A 17907-nucleotide genomic window follows, 5' to 3' on the forward strand; every position below is an offset into this window, starting at 1 on the left:
GTCTTTTTCAGAGTTTCCTTAACTGGAAATGCAGGATGGACGGGGTGCGCGCAGGCCGTCTCACTGGCACCACGGGTTGCGGTCATACCCTGTAACCCACCCGTTTTTGACTCCTTCAAAACATCACCTAAGTTAGAAAGGCAGCTTCGGAAAGCTGCTTTTCTTCTATCGATGTCATGGAGCGTCACAATGCACAATGCGTACATTTCTTCCCTTGTTTTCGCCTTTCTCACCAGCCTTTCAGTGACTACCACTGCAGCACCCTCAGCGAAACCCGAGTTGCCAACGCCGATCACCGCCCAGATGACCCAGGTCGAGCAATCCACCAAGGTCAACCTCAACGCAGCTGACGCCGAAACCTTGCGCCGCGACCTCTTCGGTATTGGTGCCGCGAAGGCAAAGGCCATTATCGCCTATCGCGATAGCAACGGCCCGTTCACTTCGGTGGATGAGTTGTTGGAAGTGAAGGGGATTGGCAAGGCTTTGCTGGAGAAAAATCGCGAGAGGCTGATGATCAATTAAGTGAGGCGAGAGGGCCGGTCACAGACCGGCTTTTTCATGCTCTGAAACCTGGGTTTTCAAATGCTCCCGCACGACCTCCAGTATTCGCATAGCCAATGCCGGATCTTCGACACTTCTGGCGAGCACCAATGCTCCAACCAGCGTCGACATCAGCACAAGACTGTGTGCATCACCCCGTCCATTTGCTAAAGCCGTTTCAATCTGCGTTAGCCGTGCGTCGAGTACTGCGTCCGTCGTTGCACTGTGCTGGCCCCTCAGGCCCAGTTCGGAGGACATGGTTGGCAGCGGGCAGCCTTGGTCCGGGGACGTCAGGTGCCACTCCGACAGGTAGCTATCAATAAACGCTTCCAGCGGCCGCTCTTGGCTGAACAGCATCTCGCAATGGGTATCCAGTTCTGCCGCAGCCGCCTGCAGCGCCTTCTCCACCAACTCATCCTTGGATTTGAAGTGGGCATAAAACCCGCCATGCGTCAGGTTCAGCGCCTTCATCAACGGCTGTAAGCCAGTCGCGCCGATACCGTCGCGTCGAAAGCGTACGGAAGCCTCTTTGATGATGCGCTGGTGGGTCTGGGCTTTATGATCGGATGAATAACGCATAGGACCGCCTCGGTTACAGGCAGGCAGTTTAACCAACTTGAGTCTTTTTACACCCATGCACATTGGCATGAAACGTGATTACCTCTACGTCGTAGATTGTTCAACAATCATGAGGTGTCCATGACGCTCAGTTTGTCTTTAGCCGACCAGATTGCCCTGGAGCTTCGCGCCGACATCATCGGCGGGCGGTTGTTGCCGGGGATGCCGTTGGTCGAGGTAGAACTGGTGAAGGCTTACAACGCATCACGCAATACTATTCGCGAAGCGTTGCATCGCCTGGGTCAGGAAGGGCTGACGCGTTATGTGCGCAACAAAGGGGTAATGGTCCGGCGTCTGCAACGAGAGGAGGTGCGCGATTTGTTTGTCGTCCGTCGTACCTTGGAACTGCAGGCCATCGCCCAAAGCGGTCCCCTCACAGAGACCCAATCCGAACACATGCAAAACGCAATCGACGCCACCACTTTGGCCCGTGAGCGCGAAGACTGGCGTGCGGTCGCCACCCACAGCCTGGTGTTTCACCAGCAGATCGTCGGGTTGATACGCAGCCCTTTGTTCGATGAGTTTTTTGCCCAGGTCATCGCTCAACTGCGTCTGGTGTTTTGCGCCGCGCCTGATGAGCAGCGTTTTCAATCGCCATGGTTGGAGCGCGACCGGGAGATTTTCACGTTATTGGCCCGGCAGGATAAACCGTCGGCAGGGGAGGCGATGAGCTTGTACCTGGATGATTCGGAACGCCTGTCACTGGCCTTGTTTAACCAGCCCTGATCGAGGATCTGCACCATGTACAAAGACTACCCGGCCGCTTATCAGGTCAGTAAAGGTTCGGCGTTGCAGGTCGACACGGCGTTTTACGAGCGCATTCGTGATCGAAAAGATCAACGCAGTTTGATTGAGCAGTTTGAGGTGCCGATTCGTACGGGCAGGGCATGGAAGGTGCCGGCCGGGCACGTGTTCCGCGTGACCACACCAGTCGGCCCGCAGGTGGGTGACTTCAATGTGTGGAATGCCAACGACCCTCGCGAACGTCTGTGGGCAGCGCGTACACGCCAATTGCAGGGTGCGCATGTCAGCACTCATGACCGGTTATGGTCGAACCTGCCATTCCTACGGCCTTTGGTGACGATCACCGACGATAGCCTGGCGAGCTACGGCATCGACGAACACGGCGGGCGCTTGCATGACTTACTCGGCACGCGTTGCGATCCCTATGTGAACCGCATGCTGACCGGCGAAGACTTCCATCACCATTGCCATTCGAATCTGACCCGCGCGGTGTTACCCCACGGTCTGACAGAATTCGACGTGCATGACGTGTTGAATATTTTTCAGTGCACCGGCCTCAATCACGACGATATGTATTTCATGAAGGCCTGTCCGGCGCAGAAGGGTGACTACTTGGAGTTTTTTGCCGAAATTGATTTGCTGTGTGCGTTATCGACGTGCCCCGGTGGGGATTTGTCTTTGCCGATGTGGGGACCGGAGGCGCAGGATCCGCTGACGGTGTGCCGTCCGCTGGGAGTCGAGATCTACAAGCTGGAGGATGAGTTGCTGAACGGCTGGAGCCAGCCGGAACGTGCTGCCTATAAGGGGCAGCACGGGCTGCATATTGCCAAGGCGGCTTGGGAGTAGCTCCTCAGAGGGGCTGCTTCGCAGCCCAACGGGAGCAAGCTCCCTCGCCACAGGTGTGAATCAGGTCAGCCACGTCAGCGATCCTGCGCGTCCTTGGCATCCGCCTGGGCGTTGCGTTCGGTCACACGCTTGCGTTGTTCGTCGGTGAGCTCGACTTTGTTGGCGCTGTCTCGCAGCATCATCAACCCACCGACGATCGACCCGATCGCAACTACCATAATCAACCACGCATACCACGGCATAAGGCTCTCCTTGAGGCAGATTGCCGTGGGAGAACTTTCCCACGGGAACAACTGCTTTGAGTGACGGGCTTTCTTACTAGTTCAGTGTAGGCCCGTTCTGCCTCTCAGTAGATCAGAGCCCGGTCAACATCGCATCTGCCGGTGCATCGGCCCGGTCTTGTGCCGTCATCTGGAAGTAGGCAAACCCCACCACCATAAAGCCCAGGAAGATCAGCCCGATCAGCGCGTTGAACCAGGCCATGGCTACCAGGCACACCACCGCCAGTACCAATGCAATGCCCGGCACGATAGGGTAACCCGGTGCGCGGAAGGTACGCTCCAGCAGCGGTTCGCTCTTACGCAGTTTGAACAGGCTGAGCATGCTCATGATGTACATCACGATAGCGCCGAACACCGCCATGGTGATCATCGCGGCGGTCAGTGTCATGCCGCCCAGGTTGATCAGGCCGTCGCTGTAGATCGCCGCGATGCCGACCACGCCCCCGGCGATGATTGCGCGGTGCGGTGTCTGAAAACGCGACAGTTTGGCGAGGAAAGAGGGCAGGTAACCGGCGCGTGCCAGGGCGAAGAACTGCCGCGAGTAACCGAGGATGATGCCGTGAAAACTGGCCACCAGGCCAAACAGGCCGATCCACACCAGCATGTGCAGCCAGCCGGAGCTGTCACCCACCACGCTTTTCATGGCCTGTGGCAAGGGATCGTTGATGTTGGACAGGGTGCGCCAGTCGCCCACGCCGCCGGCAAAGAACATCACGCCCATGGCCAGGATCACCAGGGTCAGGATGCCGCTGATGTAGGCTTTTGGAATGGTGCGCTTCGGATCTTTCGCTTCTTCAGCCGCCATGGCCGCGCCTTCAATGGCGAGGAAGAACCAGATGGCGAATGGGATCGCAGCAAACATGCCAGCAATCGCGGGTGCGCCAAAGGTGTCTGAGCCGGCCCAGCCGTTCAGGGCGAAGTTGCTGAAGCTGAACGCAGGTGCGACGACGCCCATGAACACCAGCAACTCGGCGACGGCGAGCACACACACCACCAGTTCAAAGGTGGCGGCGAGTTTGACGCCGAGGATGTTCAGGCCCATGAACACGATATAGGCCCCAACGGCTGCGTGTTTTGGGTCCAGCGCGGGAAATTGCACATTCAGATAGGCGCCGATGGCCAATGCGATCGCAGGCGGTGCGAAGACGAATTCGATCAAGGTCGCAAGCCCGGCGATCAGGCCACCTTTCTCACCGAAGGCGCGACGGCTGTAGGCAAATGGGCCGCCCGCATGAGGAATAGCCGTGGTCAGCTCGGTGAAACTGAAGATGAAACAGGTGTACATCGCGGCGACCATCAACGAGGTCACCAAGAAGCCCAGTGTCCCGGCCACGCCCCAGCCATAGCTCCAGCCGAAGTATTCGCCGGAAATCACCAGCCCGACGGCGATGCCCCATAAATGCAGGGTGCCCAAAGTGGGTTTGAGTTGTGTGTTCATTGTGTTGCTCTCCCTGAACCGGTTGGAATGATTCAAGGTGTTGCAGCGGACATGCCAGGATGGGAATGATTGTCGTAAAGCTGCGCAACTGTCGCCACGGGAACGGTTTGGCGTTTGAAATTTGCCTGCCTTGCACCAGATAGGTGCTGCGTTGACTGAGCTGGCGCCTTCGCGGGCAAGCCCGCTCCCACACTCGACCGAGTTGTCATGGCGAGCGGTGATCAAAGTGTGGGAGCCGGGCTTGCCCGCGATGAGGCCCTCCCATTCAACAAAAAAAACCCTGTAAACCCCGCATAAACCCACTCTTTACGCCGTCTTTACGCCCTGCCTGCTCCCTCGCTCTCGTTCCTTTACGCCACTCCTGCCGACAATTGCCCCACACGCGGCACTCGCCGCTAAACGGAGAGACTTCCATGAGCGTTCTGGACGGGGTGTCACTGCTATTGGCCGTGGCGCTGTTCATTTATCTACTGGTTGCGCTGTTACGCGCGGATCGGAACTAGGAGCGGGCCATGCACAGTTATGACTATTGGCTGATCATTGCCTTCTTTGCGGTGGTGCTGGTGCCGGCCCCGTTCCTGGGGCGGTTCTATTACAAAGTGATGGAAGGGCAGCGCACCTGGCTCACGCCGGTATTTGGCCCGGTAGAACGCGCCTGTTATCGCCTGTCGGGCGTGGACGAGCATCAAGAACAAAGCTGGCAGAAATACATGCTGGCCTTGCTTGCGTTCAACCTCGCAGGCTTTTTGCTGTTGTTCGCGATCCTGCTGTTCCAGGACTACCTCCCACTGAATCCGCAGAAATTGCCGGGTCAGGAGTGGACGTTGGCCTTCAACACCGCGGTCAGTTTCATGACCAACACCAACTGGCAGTCCTACAGTGGTGAAGCGTCCCTGAGCTACCTCAGTCAGATGGCGGGCCTGACCGTACAGAACTTCGTCAGTGCGGCCACCGGTCTGGCAGTGCTGGTCGCTTTGTGCCGTGGAATCGGTCGCAAATCCACCAAGACCTTGGGCAACTTCTGGGTCGATATGACCCGCGCCACCCTCTATGGCCTGCTGCCGTTGTGCCTGGTGCTGGCGTTGTTCCTGGTGTGGCAGGGCGTACCGCAAACCTTCGCTCACTACGTTGATGCTGTGACGATGCAAGGTGTGGATCAAGTGATCCCCCTGGGCCCGGCGGCCAGCCAGATTGCGATCAAGCAATTGGGCACCAACGGCGGTGGCTTCTTCGGCGTCAATTCGGCGCATCCGTTCGAGGATCCGACCGCTTGGGCCAACCTGTTCGAGCTGGCGGCAATCATCCTGATCCCGGTGGCGTTGGTGTTCACCTTCGGCCACTACGTGAAGGACCTGCGCCAAAGCCGCGCAATCCTCGGCTGCATGCTGGCTCTGTTCCTGATCGGCGGCGCGACCTCGCTGTGGGCCGAATACCAGCCCAACCCGACCCTGAACAATCCGGCCGTGGAGCAAACCGCGCCGCTGGAAGGCAAGGAAGCGCGCTTTGGTACCACCGGTACAGTGCTTTGGTCGGTGACCACGACGGCGGCGTCCAACGGTTCGGTCAACGGCATGCAGGACAGCCTCAACCCCCTTAGCGGCATGGTTGCGCTGGTCAACATGATGGTCGGCGAAGTGATTTTTGGCGGCGTCGGCGCCGGTATGTACGGCATGTTGCTCAACGTGTTGATCGCGGTGTTCCTCGCCGGCCTGATGATCGGCCGCACCCCGGAATACCTGGGCAAGAAGTTGCAGGCCAAGGAAGTGCAATTGCTGGTAGTGACCTTGCTGGTCATGCCGGTTGGCGTGCTGGTGCTCGGTGCCATCGCCGCGAGCCTGCCTGGCCCGGCCGGAGCCATCAGCAACCCTGGCCCCCACGGTTTCAGCCAATTGCTTTATGCCTACACCTCGGCCAGTGCCAACAACGGCTCGGCGTTCGGCGGCTTCAGCGCTAACACCCCGTTCCACAACTTGATGCTAGGCCTGGGCATGTTGATCGGTCGTTTTGGCTACATCCTCCCGGTACTGGCCCTGGCCGGCAGCCTGGCGATGAAGAAGACCGCACCGATTGGCCAGAACAGCTTCCCAACCCACGGCCCGCTGTTCGTGACCCTGTTGACCGTGACCATTTTGCTGGTGGGCGGCCTGACTTTCCTGCCAACGCTGGCGTTAGGCCCCATTGCTGAACACTTGAGCATGGGCTTCTAAGGGGATATGAAAATGAATATGCCTGCAAAAAATGCGGCTCCGGTGCAAACCCAGGAGCCTGCCAAAACTGCCATCTCCGCCCTGTGGCGCCCGGCGTTGGTCCAGGCGTTCGTCAAGCTGGATCCGCGTCAACTGCAACGCTCGCCGGTGATGCTGGTGGTCGAGTTGACGGCCATCCTCACCACCCTGCTGTGCTTCGTGCCTGACACCGCCGTGCCCACCTATGTCGCGGTGCAAATCGCGGTCTGGCTGTGGTTCACCGTGCTGTTCGCCAACTTCGCCGAAGCCTTGGCCGAAGGGCGTGGCAAGGCCCGTGCCGACAGCCTCAAGGCTGGCAGTGAAGGCCTGAGCGCTCGTCGCAAAGAGGCCGATGGCAGCTTCAAGGTCGTGCCGGCCACCAGCCTGCGCAAAGGCGATGTGGTGCGCGTGGCCGCCGGGGAAATGATCCCCGGTGACGGCGAAGTCATCGAAGGGATCGCGGCGGTCAACGAGGCGGCGATCACCGGCGAATCCGCGCCGGTGATCCGCGAGTCCGGTGGCGACCGTTCGGCCGTCACCGGCAACACCCGCCTGGTGTCGGACTGGCTGTTGATCCGCATCACCGCGAATCCCGGTGAGTCCACCCTCGACCGCATGATCGCGCTGGTCGAAGGCGCCAAACGCCAGAAAACCCCCAACGAAGTCGCGCTGGATATCCTGCTGATCGGCCTGACCCTGATCTTCCTGTTGGTGGTGGTGACCTTGCAACCCTTCGCCCACTTCGCTAACGGCAGCTTGCCCCTCGTGTTCTTGGTCGCACTGCTGGTGACGCTGATTCCTACGACTATCGGCGGCTTGCTGTCGGCCATCGGCATCGCCGGCATGGACCGCCTGGTGCGCCTCAACGTGATCGCCAAGTCCGGCCGCGCCGTGGAAGCGGCGGGTGACGTGCATGTGTTGCTGCTGGACAAGACCGGCACTATCACTTTTGGTAATCGTCGGTGTGCGGCGGTGGTCGCAGCGCCTGGCGTCAGCGGCAAGGAAGTCGCCGAAGGCGCCTTGTTTGCCTCCCTGGCGGATGACACGGCGGAAGGTAAATCCATCGTCGAATACCTGCGCGCCTTGCACCCTCAAGCCGAACCGACCGCAGACGAACTGACCGCCGTGCCGTTCAGTGCTGAAACCCGCTTGTCCGGTGTCGACTACCAGGGCCGTGTGTTCCGTAAAGGCGCGGTGGATTCGCTGTTGGCCTTCATCGGTCAACAACGTCGCGACTTGCAGCCTGCGCTGTCGCGGGAAATCGACAAGATCGCCCAGAGCGGCGGCACCCCGTTGCTGGTGTGTGCCGACGGCAAGTTGCTCGGTGCGATTCACCTGAAGGACGTGGTCAAGCCCGGCATCCGTGAGCGTTTCGCCGAGCTGCGCAAGCTGGGCATTCGCACCGTGATGGTCACCGGCGACAACCCGCTGACCGCTGCAGCGATTGCTGCCGAAGCGGGCGTCGACGACGTGCTGGCCGAAGCCACCCCAGAGAAAAAACTCGCGCGCATTCGTCATGAACAGAACGACGGCCGCTTGGTGGCAATGTGCGGTGACGGTGCCAACGACGCCCCGGCGCTGGCCCAGGCTGACGTCGGCATGGCCATGAATGACGGCACCCAGGCCGCCCGCGAGGCCGCCAACATGGTCGACCTCGACAGCGACCCGACCAAGCTGCTGGACGTGGTGCAGATCGGCAAGGAATTGCTGGTGACTCGTGGCGCGCTGACCACCTTCTCCATTGCCAACGACGTGGCCAAGTACTTCGCGATCCTGCCGGCGCTGTTCGCCTCGATCTACCCACAACTGGGTGTGCTCAACGTGATGCACTTGCAGAGCCCGCAGAGTGCGATCCTCTCGGCCATTGTGTTCAACGCATTGATCATCGTGGTGCTGATTCCGTTGGCGCTGCGCGGTGTGCGTGTGCAAGCGGCGAGTGCGGCGGCGTTGCTGCGCCGCAACCTGCTGATCTACGGGCTGGGCGGGATCCTGGTGCCGTTCGTGGGCATCAAGGCGATCGACATGCTGCTGACTGCGTTGCACCTGGTTTGACCCGAATCCTGTGGGTGCCAGATGGGGGCCCACAGGTTGCAATGACCGAATTGAGGAATCCGAAATGTCCAACATGATCCGCCCGGCCCTGAGCCTGCTGGTGCTCATGACCCTGATCACCGGCGTCGCCTACCCATTGGTAGTGACTGGCGTCGCCCAAGTCGCCTTCCCGGACCAGGCCAATGGCAGCCTGGTACGCGATGACAGTGGCAAGGTGCGCGGTTCCAGCCTGATTGCCCAGGATTTTACCGGCGATAGCTGGTTCCACCCACGCCCATCGGCCGGTGCTTTTGCGACGGTTTCCAGCAGTGCCAGCAACCTTGGCCCGAGCAACCCGGCGCTGGCGACGCGCATTTTTGATGACGCTAACAAACAGTTGGTCGCTAGTCAGGGGCCCGTACCTTTGGCATCGCTGACTACCTCTGGCAGCGGTCTTGATCCACACTTGCCACCACCAGCGATTGCCTATCAACTGGCGCGGGTGGCGGCGGCGCGGAATGTGCCGGTGTCGACCTTGCAGCGCTTGCTCGATGAGCACATCGAAAGCCCGTTGGTGGGCCCGCCGGTGGTGAATGTGCTGGCGCTGAACATGGCGCTGGAAAAGCTGTAACCCGATCAATACCTGAAGGACACTGCCCGCATGAGCGACTCCGGCCGCGCCGATGCCTTGTTAGCCGATCTGCCACGGGACGGCCGTGGCCGGCTCAAAGTCTTCCTCGGCGCCGCGCCGGGGGTGGGCAAGACCTATGCCATGCTCCAGGCCGCGCACACTCAGTTGCGCCAAGGCGTGCGGCTGATTGCCGGTGTGGTCGAGACCCACGGTCGCGCCGAGACCGAAGCTTTGCTCAGTGGCCTGCCGCAACAACCATTGCTGCGCAGCGAATATCGCGGCGTGATGCTTGAAGAAATGGACCTCGACGGCCTCCTCGCGGCCAAGCCCAAGCTGGTGCTGGTGGACGAACTCGCCCATAGCAACGCCCCCGGCAGTCGCCATGAAAAGCGCTGGCAAGACATTCAGGAACTGCTCGCCGCCGGCATCAACGTATTCACCACGGTCAACGTCCAGCACCTGGAAAGCCTCAACGACCAAGTGCGCGGCATTACCGGCGTGCAAGTGCGTGAAACCCTGCCGGACTGGGTGTTGCAAGAGGCTGACGAACTGCTGCTGATCGACCTGCCTTCCCGCGAGCTGCTGGAGCGCCTGCGTGACGGCAAGGTCTATGTGCCCGAACAGGCCCGCGCGGCCATCGATGCGTTTTTCACCCAGACCAACCTCATGGCCTTGCGCGAGCTGGCGATGCAAACCGCCGCCGCCCACGTCGATGATGATTTGGCCCAGGGCTACCGCCAGCTCGGCCAGGCCGCGCCGGCGGTGCGTGGTCGCTTGTTGGTGGGCGTGGATGGCGATGCGCAGGCCGAGCGGCTGGTGCGGCATGCCAGCCGCGTTGCCCAGCGTCGGCATTTGCCGTGGAGCCTGGTGCATATCGATAACGGCCGTGCGCGGGATGAGCAATCGCGACTGCGTCTGCAAAACGCGCAGCAACTGGCCGAGCGACTGGGCGGTGAGGTGGTGTTGCTGCGAGCGGGGGAGGTGGCCAAGACACTGATCCAGCATGCTGCTGAACGTCGCGCCAGCCTGTTGCTGGTGGGGCAGTCGCGGATGCGTTGGCGGCGTCGCTTGTTTGGCGGTGGCCTGGCCGCGCGGTTGTTGCGTAATGCGCGAGGCCTGGAAATCAACGTCCTCGACAGCGACGACATCCCGGCACCGCCGCGTTTGCCGGATGTGCGCGGGTTGGTGTGGTTCGATTATGCGCTGGCGGTGGTGGCGACGGTGGTGGCGGCTGCGGTGGCGTGGGCGGTGTCCAGCGTCTTGCCGCTGCCGAATATCTCGCTGGTGTTTCTCGCCGCCGTGTTGCTGGTGGCGGTGCGCAGCAGTTTGGGGCCATCGCTGGTGTGCGCGGCGTTGTCGTTCCTGACCTATGACTTTCTGTTTATCCCGCCGAATTTTTCCTTTGCCATCCAGCGCGAGGAAGACGTGTTGACGCTGTTGTTCTTCCTGTTGATGGCGGCGTTGACCGGCAACCTGGCCGCGCGTCAACGCCGGCAGTTGCAGGCGTTGCGCGATACACAGGAAGAAACCAGCGAACTGCTCGACCTGTCGCGCAAACTCACCGCTGCCACCGATCGCCAGGCGGTGGTCAGCGCGGCTGCGCATCATTTGGAGGGTTGGAGCGACCTGGACCTGTGCCTGGTCAATCGCGATGGTCAGGGCGGTTGGACAATCGAGACCGGTGGCCCGCTGACGCTTACCGAAGCCGAACGCGCCGCTGCCGATTGGGCCTGGCAGCACGACCAGCCGGCGGGCATGGGCACCGGCACCTTGCCGTTCGGGCGTTGGTGGTGGTGGCCGTTGTCGGGTGAGGAGGGCCCGCTGGGGTTGCTGGGCGTCAGTCCCAAACCCGGCTTGGAGTTGAGCGGACAACGCCGTCGCTTGCTCACGGCCTTGAGCCAACCGTTGGCCCAGGCTTTGGCGCGTGCGCAACTGGCCCAGGAGCTGGAGTCCGCTCGATTGCACGGCGAAACAGAGCAACTGCGCAGTGCTTTGCTGGCCTCGGTGTCCCACGATTTGCGCACGCCGCTGACGTCCATGCGGGGCAGTATCGACAGCCTGCTGGCGCTCGGTGAAGCCATCCCGTTGGAGGATCGCCGCGAGTTGCTTGAAGGCACACGCGATGAAGCTGAGCGGCTGGACCGCTATATCCAGAACCTGCTCGACATGACACGCCTCGGCCATGGCGCGTTGAAACTGGCACGGGACTGGGTGTCACCGGGCGATATCGTCGGCAGCGCCCTCGGCCGTCTACGTGCGGTGCTCGCGCCGTTGCAGGTGAGCACCGATGTGCCGCCCGAGTTGCCCTTGTTGTACGTGCATGCCGCGTTGATCGAGCAAGCGTTGGTCAATGTGCTGGAAAACGCCGCACGTTTCTCACCGCCGCAAGGCCGTTTGCGACTGAGCGCCGGCGTTGCGGACAACCAGCTGTTTTTCGCCGTGGCCGACGAGGGACCGGGCATTCCGGAAGACGAGCGGGCCAAGATCTTCGACATGTTCTACACCGCCGCCCGAGGTGATCGCGGCGGACAGGGCACGGGCCTGGGCCTGGCGATCTGCCAGGGCATGGTCGGCGCCCACGGCGGGCATATCAGTGTGGCCGACGGTATCGACGGGCGTGGCACCTGCATCACCTTGTTCCTGCCGTTGCCGACACAGCCTGGCCTGGAGCAAAACCTGTAGGAGCGAGCTTGCTCGCGAAGATCGTTAACGATAAAGATGGCATCCTGAATGCACGCGGTGCCTTTGAGTTTTTCGCGAGCAAGCTCGCTCCTACAATGAGTTGTTTTCACGGATTTTGATGGGACACCATGAGCCAGACCGCGACGATTTTGGTCATTGATGACGAACCGCAGATTCGCAAATTCCTGCGCATCAGCCTGGCCTCCCAGGGTTACAAAGTGATCGAGGCCGGCACTGGCAACGAAGGCCTGGCCCAGGCGGCATTGAGCAAGCCGGATTTGCTGGTGCTCGACCTCGGCCTGCCGGACATGGACGGCCAGCAAGTGCTGCGTGAGTTTCGTGAGTGGTCGACAGTGCCGGTACTGGTGCTGTCGGTGCGGGCCAGTGAGGGGCAGAAAGTTGAAGCCCTCGATGGTGGTGCCAATGATTACGTCACCAAACCTTTCGGCATCCAGGAGTTTCTCGCCCGTGTTCGTGCCTTGCTACGCCAGGCACCAGCGGGTGAGGCGCAGGAAGCGGCCTTGCGTTTTGGCCCGCTGACGGTGGACTTGGCTTATCGCCGCGTGCTGCTGGACGGTGCCGAAGTGGCGCTGACCCGCAAGGAGTACGCGGTGCTGGCGCAATTGGCGCGGCATCCAGGGCGGGTGATTACCCAGCAGCAACTGCTCAAGGATATCTGGGGGCCGACTCATACCGAGGACAGTCACTACCTGCGCATTGTCGTGGGCCACCTGCGACAGAAGCTGGCGGATGATCCGACCCAGCCACGGTTCATTGTGACCGAGGCGGGGGTTGGGTATCGGTTGTTGAGTGCTTAGCGTGTAGGTGTCTGGCCTGGCCTCTTCGCGGGCAAGCCCGCTCCCACATTCGACTGAGTTTCTTCAGGCTGTATGCGATCAACTGTGGGAGCGGGCTTGCCCGCGAAGAGGCCATCAGCAACACCAGACCTTTCAGCTCTGCTCACTTTCATAGCGGTCCAGCGTATCACTGGCGATTTCCCGCCCAAGGGCGATCAGCTCCGGCGCCTTGTAGAACTCGAAAAACCGGCACACCCGCTTCGGCACGTTGATCAGCACGTCGGGTGGGTAGCCGGCAATCTTGTACTGCGCCAGCGACGTCTGCATCACCTCGAAGCTCTGGTTGATCAGGTCCAGCAGCGACGCTGGGCCGACGTTATCGATGATGAATGAGCCGGTCGCGGACTTCGGTGCCCCCGGCTTTTCCGGTGCGGCGGCGGGTTGTTGGGATTCCGGCTCGGCCGACTCCAGCCACGGATTGATCTCCGCTGCCTGGGCCTCCAAGGCTTCCTGCTCCAATTTCATTAATTGTTCGGCCTGCTTGCGGCGAAACGGCAGGTGCGAGCCGAGTGACTTGGCCAGGTTGTTGAAGCGACTCTTGAAGGCCGGCGGGCGCTGGATCACTGGCAACTGGTAGTGCTTCTGGTTGGTGGCGTTGAGGTTGACCGCGATGATCAAATCGCAATGGCTCGACACCACCGGCACGATGGGCAGCGGGTTGAGCAGGCCACCGTCGACCAGCATGCGGTTGCCTTGCATCACCGGGGTGAACAGGCTGGGAATCGCCGCTGAGGCGCGCATCGCCTGGTGCAGGCAACCTTCCTGGAACCAGATTTCCTGCTGGTTGGTCAGGTCGGTGGCGACGGCGGTGTAGGGGATGCGCAATTCTTCGATATTGATCTCGCCGACGATTTTGCGGATCTGGCCGAAGACTTTTTCGCCACGAATCGCCCCCAGGCGAAAACTCACGTCCACCAGGCGCAGTACGTCGAGATAATCGAGGCTTTCAATCCAGTTCCGATAATCATCCAGCTTGCCGGCGGCGTAGATCCCGCCCACCACGGCCCCCATGGAGCATCCGGCGATACAGGCGATGTCATAACCGCGCCGTTCAATCTCTTCGATCACTCCAATGTGCGCGTAACCCCGAGCCCCGCCGGAGCCCAGCACCAAGGCAACACGTTTTTTCATGGTCCATGTCCTCCCCAAGGCAGGGGCCCACAATGCACCCATTGAGGGGGCGGCTTCAATCTTCGCGGGCGGCCGGCGATATTTTTCCAGAATAGCCGCGGTGCTCGGGTATGCTCTGGTCTGTAGGTACTATCGATTTCAGGCTAAGGACAGGCACTTTTCCATGTAGGCAACGTCTACAACGTACGACTGTTTTTTCTTTTTGAGGTGTCATCAATGAAAGCCTGGATGTGTGTACCTGTGATCATGCTGGCCCTGGCCGGTTGTGCCGGGAAGACCGCGTACCGCGACAGCTGTGGCAGCCAATTGGACGCAGCCTGGAAAGAGCTGGATCTGGCCAAGGCTGAAGGCTTTGCTGGCACCGTGAGCTACTCTAAAGCGTTGTCCCTGCTGACGGGCGCCAAGACCCAGCAACAATTTGAAGCGTTTGAAGGCTGCTCCAATAAGGCCGAGAAAGCGCGGTTCTATATTCGTGAGTCTCGCGCCGGGCGTTGACCTGCAGCAGCGAGTAGGATTTCTCATCAGACAGTGAGGGCGGGATGTCAGCTTTGGTCGATCAGTTAGTCGCTCAGGTCATTGGCCTGGAAGTAGGGTTACTGAGCTGCCAGGCTCGCCTCGCCGCCGTCACCGACGATGAAGCCCTGCATGACCTGCGCACCACCGTGCGCCGTTTGCGCAGCTTGTTGCGCCCCTTGCGCGGGTTGCCGGGGGTGGAACAGCTTGAATTGGCCGCCAGTACTGTCGGCCAACTGACGACGCCGCTACGCGACCGTGAGGTGCTGGCGGCGTATTTGCATCAGCATGGTTATCACGAAGCCGCCAACCGGCGCCTGCGTCTGCAACCTGAGGCCTATCGCCAGGTGGCGCAAAGTCCTGAACTTGCGCATTTGCTGCTGATCCTGGATGCCTTTCCGCGTTTTGTCCGTGCATCTGAACATCAGAAATTGCTCAAAGGCCTGCGCCCACGTATTGAAAAACGGCTGGCCAAGCAATGGCAGAAACTGGATGAGGCCTTGAGAGATCCCGACCATGATCGCCATCGCCTGCGGTTGTTGATCAAGCGGGTGCGCTATGCGGCCGAAGCCTATCCCGAGTTGGACAAGCTGCCCTCCAACGCGATGTCGCGCCTGAAAAAAGCCCAGGGCGCTTTAGGGGATTGGCACGATTGCTGGCAATGGTTGGCCCAGGCTGAGCATCAGGCGGATCTGCAACCTTGTGTTGCGGTGTGGCATCGCACCATGGCCAAGGCAGAAGGGCAGGCGGACCGCGTGCTGGACAAACTCAGCGCCGATTGTTTCTGAACCGGTCCGGCTTTTGGCCGGAATAGGCGCTGTACCTGGCTGGCCCGATGGTTAAGATCCCCCATCTGTTCCTTTTGATGTGAGACCGCCATGCGCTTTAGTGATTTGCTCGACGCCGCCCGCAGCAACCCGCTGGATGTCACCATCCCCGCCGAATGGGCCCAGGGCCGCGCAACCTTTGGTGGCCTTGTGGCTGCCTTGCAATACGAAGCTCTGCGCGCCCAGGTGCCGGCCGAGCGTCCGCTACGGTCGCTGGCCATCACCTTCGTCGGCCCTGTAGCGCCGGATGTTCCTGCCAGTTATCAAGTCGAAGTGTTGCGCGAAGGCAAGGCCGTCAGCCAATTGCTTGGCCGTGTGGTGCAGAGCGGTGAAGTGGCGACATTGGTACAAGCCAGTTTCGGTGCGTCCCGTGAGTCGGAAATCGCGGTTGAAAGCGAAGCGCCGCCAGTGTTCAAACATTGGGATGAATGCCAGGAACTGCCCTATATCAAGGGAGTTACCCCCGAATTCATGCGTCATTTGGCGATGCGCTGGAGTGTCGGCGGCTTACCCTTCACCGGCAATAAATCCCGCGACATGGGCGGTTGGGTTCGTTTGCGCGGCGATGTCAAAGAGGAGCCATTGACTGAAGCGCACATCCTTGCCTTGGTCGACGCCTGGCCTCCTGCCTTGCTGCCGCACCTGAAAAAACCAGCACCCGGCAGCACCCTGACCTGGACCATCGAATTCATCCAGCCCTTGCAGGATCTGACGACCCTCGACTGGTGCCAGTATTACGTCAACATCGAACACGCCCGCGATGGCTACGGCCATGCCGCTGCCGCCCTCTGGAGCCCGACCGGCGAGCTGATCGCCATCAGCCGCCAGACCGTAGTGGTCTTCGCCTGACCTCAATGCCGATGGCGCTGCCGCCAAGCGCGCCACCAGCCCCCGCTGAGTACAAAGCGCGGAAAAGTCACGAACTGCTCGACCACCAGGCGCTGCACCGCATCTTTACGGTCACTGAACGGCTCACTGGCCTGGGCTTCCAGGCTATGGCCATGACGCTGCAACGCCAAGCCGGCCAGGATCCCGACCACACCCACGGCAAAACTGGCCAGGCTCAGGCTGAAAACCCCGGACACGATCAACAGAAACCCGATGATGAACAGCGGCACGGCAATCAGGTGTAAAGCCAGGTTGGTCGGGTGTTGGTGGTTCTGCGGGTAGTTACGCCATTGCCAGGCGGGGAGATTGGGGTGACGTTTGCCCATGATGGTGAATCCTCTGTCCGTTGAAATAGCATGGAGAGAGTTTAGGTGGGGTTGGCGGGAGGGGCGAATTGGGGCTGGCTATGGGGGGCATAGAGCACATTTTTGTACCAAGCCTCGTTTACGCCCCAATTATGCATTTTATGGTAGATCGGTCACCAAAATAATTGCCGATTTTATTAGTTTTCGTGAGTTGTAATTATAGTTGTTTTGAAGTGGTGGTTGCTTGCAGCGTTCATGTAAACATTCGGTCCACTGAGCTTGATAGACTTTGCGTTGAATTTTATAGAGGCGTTTTCACTGATTGCTTCAAATGTGTGGTAGTTGTCGTCTACATTGATTCTTACAGTAAACTCTTCATGCTTGGGAATGTTTAATATCTTCAGGTGTTCAATGTCGTTGCAAATTATCCCGACGCTACACATAGTGTAACCTTTGTTTTTCCATTTTTCTGGCAGGTTGTCCGGGAACTCGGATATGTCAAAATTCAAGTTGATACAAGATTGATTGTTTTCTATCCTTAAAGAAAAGAGAGATATCTTTCCAATTTCAACGGGGTAGGTGAAGATTTTACTGAAAAGTGTGCTGTTATCTAGCTCGTTCCAGTTTTTCATTTTAGAATTCCGTATAAAATGGTTTTGTTATTGAGGTGGTTTTTTAAAATTCTTATTTTTTGTCTTTTGTGTAGACGTTTGGACTACAAAGGAATATGGTTTTTGCATTGAGTTCAAGTAAGGAGTTTTTGTTCATGGCTTGGAGTCGAAAGTGATCGCCTTCTTTTTTTATTTTTAGAGAAAAGTCGCCTCGATTAGGTATGTTTAGTATTTTTAGATTGCTAATACCATAGCAGTCAATGCCAAGCCTGCAAGCGTTGTAACCTTTATTTTTCCATTTTTCCGGTAGCGTATCTGGGAACTCGGGTATATCGAAGCCGATTCCCAGAGCCGGGCGATCATTGTCTATTTGTAGAGAAATTTGAGCGATATTACTTATCTCAATAGGGTTGCTAAAGATTTTTTCAAAAAATATATTTTTATCTACTTCATTCCAGAATTTCATTTTTTTCTCCTGAAAAAAGTGTGCTTCTGTGCGAATAGCTTTGCCGTTCGGGGTCGTTTAGAAGGCCGTAAAATTGAGCAGCTCCAATGCCATCCGCTCTGCTGTGTTTTGTGCCAAGTAGAGTTTATTGTGGTTTTAATTAGTAGATTTGAAAAGTAAGTATCACTCTCAAAAGACATGCCAGCTATCCAATTTGGATTTTTTTGGTTATATAGGTATGCTGCGGTATTGTGGGAAGTATTCGTAGAGCTTGAGGGGTATCGTTAATGTTGA

19 protein-coding genes are annotated in these 17907 nt (G+C 59.1%); 12 read left to right on the forward strand and 7 right to left on the reverse strand.

The genetic code is table 11. From position 1 onward, the window contains the following. Positions 1 to 189 precede the first annotated feature (189 nt). Positions 190 to 522: a ComEA family DNA-binding protein gene (locus HX793_RS25365; RefSeq protein WP_016975343.1), complete on the forward strand. Its 333-nt coding sequence runs from the start codon at positions 190 to 192 to the stop codon at positions 520 to 522. A gap of 18 nt (positions 523 to 540) precedes the next feature. On the opposite strand, the gene HX793_RS25370 is transcribed toward HX793_RS25365, so the two are convergent. Next, positions 541 to 1119, reverse strand: coding sequence for a TetR/AcrR family transcriptional regulator (locus tag HX793_RS25370; protein ID WP_016975344.1), 579 nt, complete (start codon positions 1117 to 1119; stop codon positions 541 to 543). A 120-nt stretch (positions 1120 to 1239) separates the two neighbouring features. Between HX793_RS25370 and HX793_RS25375 the strand changes: the two genes are divergently transcribed. Further along, on the forward strand, positions 1240 to 1884 hold the full coding sequence (locus HX793_RS25375) for a GntR family transcriptional regulator (protein ID WP_025999659.1): 645 nt from the start codon (positions 1240 to 1242) through the stop codon (positions 1882 to 1884). A gap of 15 nt (positions 1885 to 1899) precedes the next feature. Beyond that, positions 1900 to 2748 (forward strand): urea carboxylase-associated family protein, encoded by an 849-nt coding sequence (locus tag HX793_RS25380; protein WP_016975346.1) that lies wholly within the window; start codon positions 1900 to 1902, stop codon positions 2746 to 2748. A gap of 74 nt (positions 2749 to 2822) precedes the next feature. Here the strand turns inward: HX793_RS25380 and HX793_RS25385 are convergent, their stop codons facing one another. Both HX793_RS25385 and eat read right to left on the reverse strand, forming a co-directional pair. Then, complete coding sequence (locus HX793_RS25385; RefSeq protein ID WP_177095907.1) at positions 2823 to 2990, reverse strand: DUF2897 family protein; 168 nt, start codon at positions 2988 to 2990, stop codon at positions 2823 to 2825. A 112-nt stretch (positions 2991 to 3102) separates the two neighbouring features. Beyond that, entirely contained in the window at positions 3103 to 4467 is a 1365-nt protein-coding gene (eat, locus tag HX793_RS25390) for an ethanolamine permease (protein WP_177051248.1), read from the reverse strand. A 413-nt stretch (positions 4468 to 4880) separates the two neighbouring features. Here eat and kdpF point away from each other — a divergent pair, with 413 nt between their 5' ends. The 6 genes from kdpF to HX793_RS25420 all read left to right on the forward strand — a co-directional run bounded on the left by kdpF (position 4881) and on the right by HX793_RS25420 (position 12854). Next, on the forward strand, positions 4881 to 4970 hold the full coding sequence (kdpF, locus tag HX793_RS25395; RefSeq protein ID WP_003218754.1) for a K(+)-transporting ATPase subunit F: 90 nt from the start codon (positions 4881 to 4883) through the stop codon (positions 4968 to 4970). Between the two features lie 9 nt (positions 4971 to 4979). Next, positions 4980 to 6674, forward strand: a complete 1695-nt coding sequence (kdpA, locus tag HX793_RS25400; protein WP_016975348.1) for a potassium-transporting ATPase subunit KdpA — start codon at positions 4980 to 4982, stop codon at positions 6672 to 6674. Between the two features lie 12 nt (positions 6675 to 6686). Further along, positions 6687 to 8744, forward strand: coding sequence for a potassium-transporting ATPase subunit KdpB (kdpB, locus tag HX793_RS25405; RefSeq protein WP_177095905.1), 2058 nt, complete (start codon positions 6687 to 6689; stop codon positions 8742 to 8744). A gap of 64 nt (positions 8745 to 8808) precedes the next feature. After that, positions 8809 to 9354, forward strand: coding sequence for a potassium-transporting ATPase subunit KdpC (gene kdpC, locus HX793_RS25410; protein ID WP_177051254.1), 546 nt, complete (start codon positions 8809 to 8811; stop codon positions 9352 to 9354). Between the two features lie 30 nt (positions 9355 to 9384). After that, the gene (locus HX793_RS25415; RefSeq protein ID WP_177051256.1) at positions 9385 to 12036 is read left to right on the forward strand and encodes a DUF4118 domain-containing protein; all 2652 of its coding nucleotides are present in this window, start codon (positions 9385 to 9387) and stop codon (positions 12034 to 12036) included. Between the two features lie 128 nt (positions 12037 to 12164). Then, positions 12165 to 12854: a response regulator gene (locus HX793_RS25420; protein WP_010211910.1), complete on the forward strand. Its 690-nt coding sequence runs from the start codon at positions 12165 to 12167 to the stop codon at positions 12852 to 12854. A gap of 132 nt (positions 12855 to 12986) precedes the next feature. Here the strand turns inward: HX793_RS25420 and HX793_RS25425 are convergent, their stop codons facing one another. Continuing rightward, a complete protein-coding gene (locus HX793_RS25425) occupies positions 12987 to 14024 on the reverse strand; it encodes a patatin-like phospholipase family protein (RefSeq protein ID WP_038844524.1) in 1038 nt (345 codons plus the stop codon). 216 nt (positions 14025 to 14240) lie between these two features. Between HX793_RS25425 and HX793_RS25430 the strand changes: the two genes are divergently transcribed. From HX793_RS25430 to HX793_RS25440, 3 genes are all read left to right on the forward strand, one after another. Next, the gene (locus tag HX793_RS25430) at positions 14241 to 14519 is read left to right on the forward strand and encodes a hypothetical protein (RefSeq protein WP_003172685.1); all 279 of its coding nucleotides are present in this window, start codon (positions 14241 to 14243) and stop codon (positions 14517 to 14519) included. Positions 14520 to 14563: 44 nt separating this feature from the next. After that, positions 14564 to 15325, forward strand: coding sequence for a CHAD domain-containing protein (locus tag HX793_RS25435; RefSeq protein ID WP_177051259.1), 762 nt, complete (start codon positions 14564 to 14566; stop codon positions 15323 to 15325). Positions 15326 to 15415: 90 nt separating this feature from the next. Continuing rightward, entirely contained in the window at positions 15416 to 16213 is a 798-nt protein-coding gene (locus HX793_RS25440; protein ID WP_177051261.1) for an acyl-CoA thioesterase, read from the forward strand. Positions 16214 to 16215: 2 nt separating this feature from the next. Here the strand turns inward: HX793_RS25440 and HX793_RS25445 are convergent, their stop codons facing one another. The 3 genes from HX793_RS25445 to HX793_RS25455 form a co-directional block, all read right to left on the reverse strand. After that, positions 16216 to 16578, reverse strand: coding sequence for an Mpo1-like protein (locus HX793_RS25445; protein WP_010566540.1), 363 nt, complete (start codon positions 16576 to 16578; stop codon positions 16216 to 16218). Positions 16579 to 16754: 176 nt separating this feature from the next. Continuing rightward, on the reverse strand, positions 16755 to 17189 hold the full coding sequence (locus HX793_RS25450) for an Imm50 family immunity protein (protein WP_177095903.1): 435 nt from the start codon (positions 17187 to 17189) through the stop codon (positions 16755 to 16757). Between the two features lie 52 nt (positions 17190 to 17241). Next, a complete protein-coding gene (locus HX793_RS25455; protein ID WP_177095901.1) occupies positions 17242 to 17634 on the reverse strand; it encodes an Imm50 family immunity protein in 393 nt (130 codons plus the stop codon). Positions 17635 to 17907 lie beyond the last annotated feature (273 nt).

It is taken from the genome of Pseudomonas reactans (assembly GCF_013387025.1).
In the GTDB taxonomy this organism is placed as follows: Bacteria; Pseudomonadota; Gammaproteobacteria; order Pseudomonadales; family Pseudomonadaceae; genus Aquipseudomonas; species Aquipseudomonas reactans.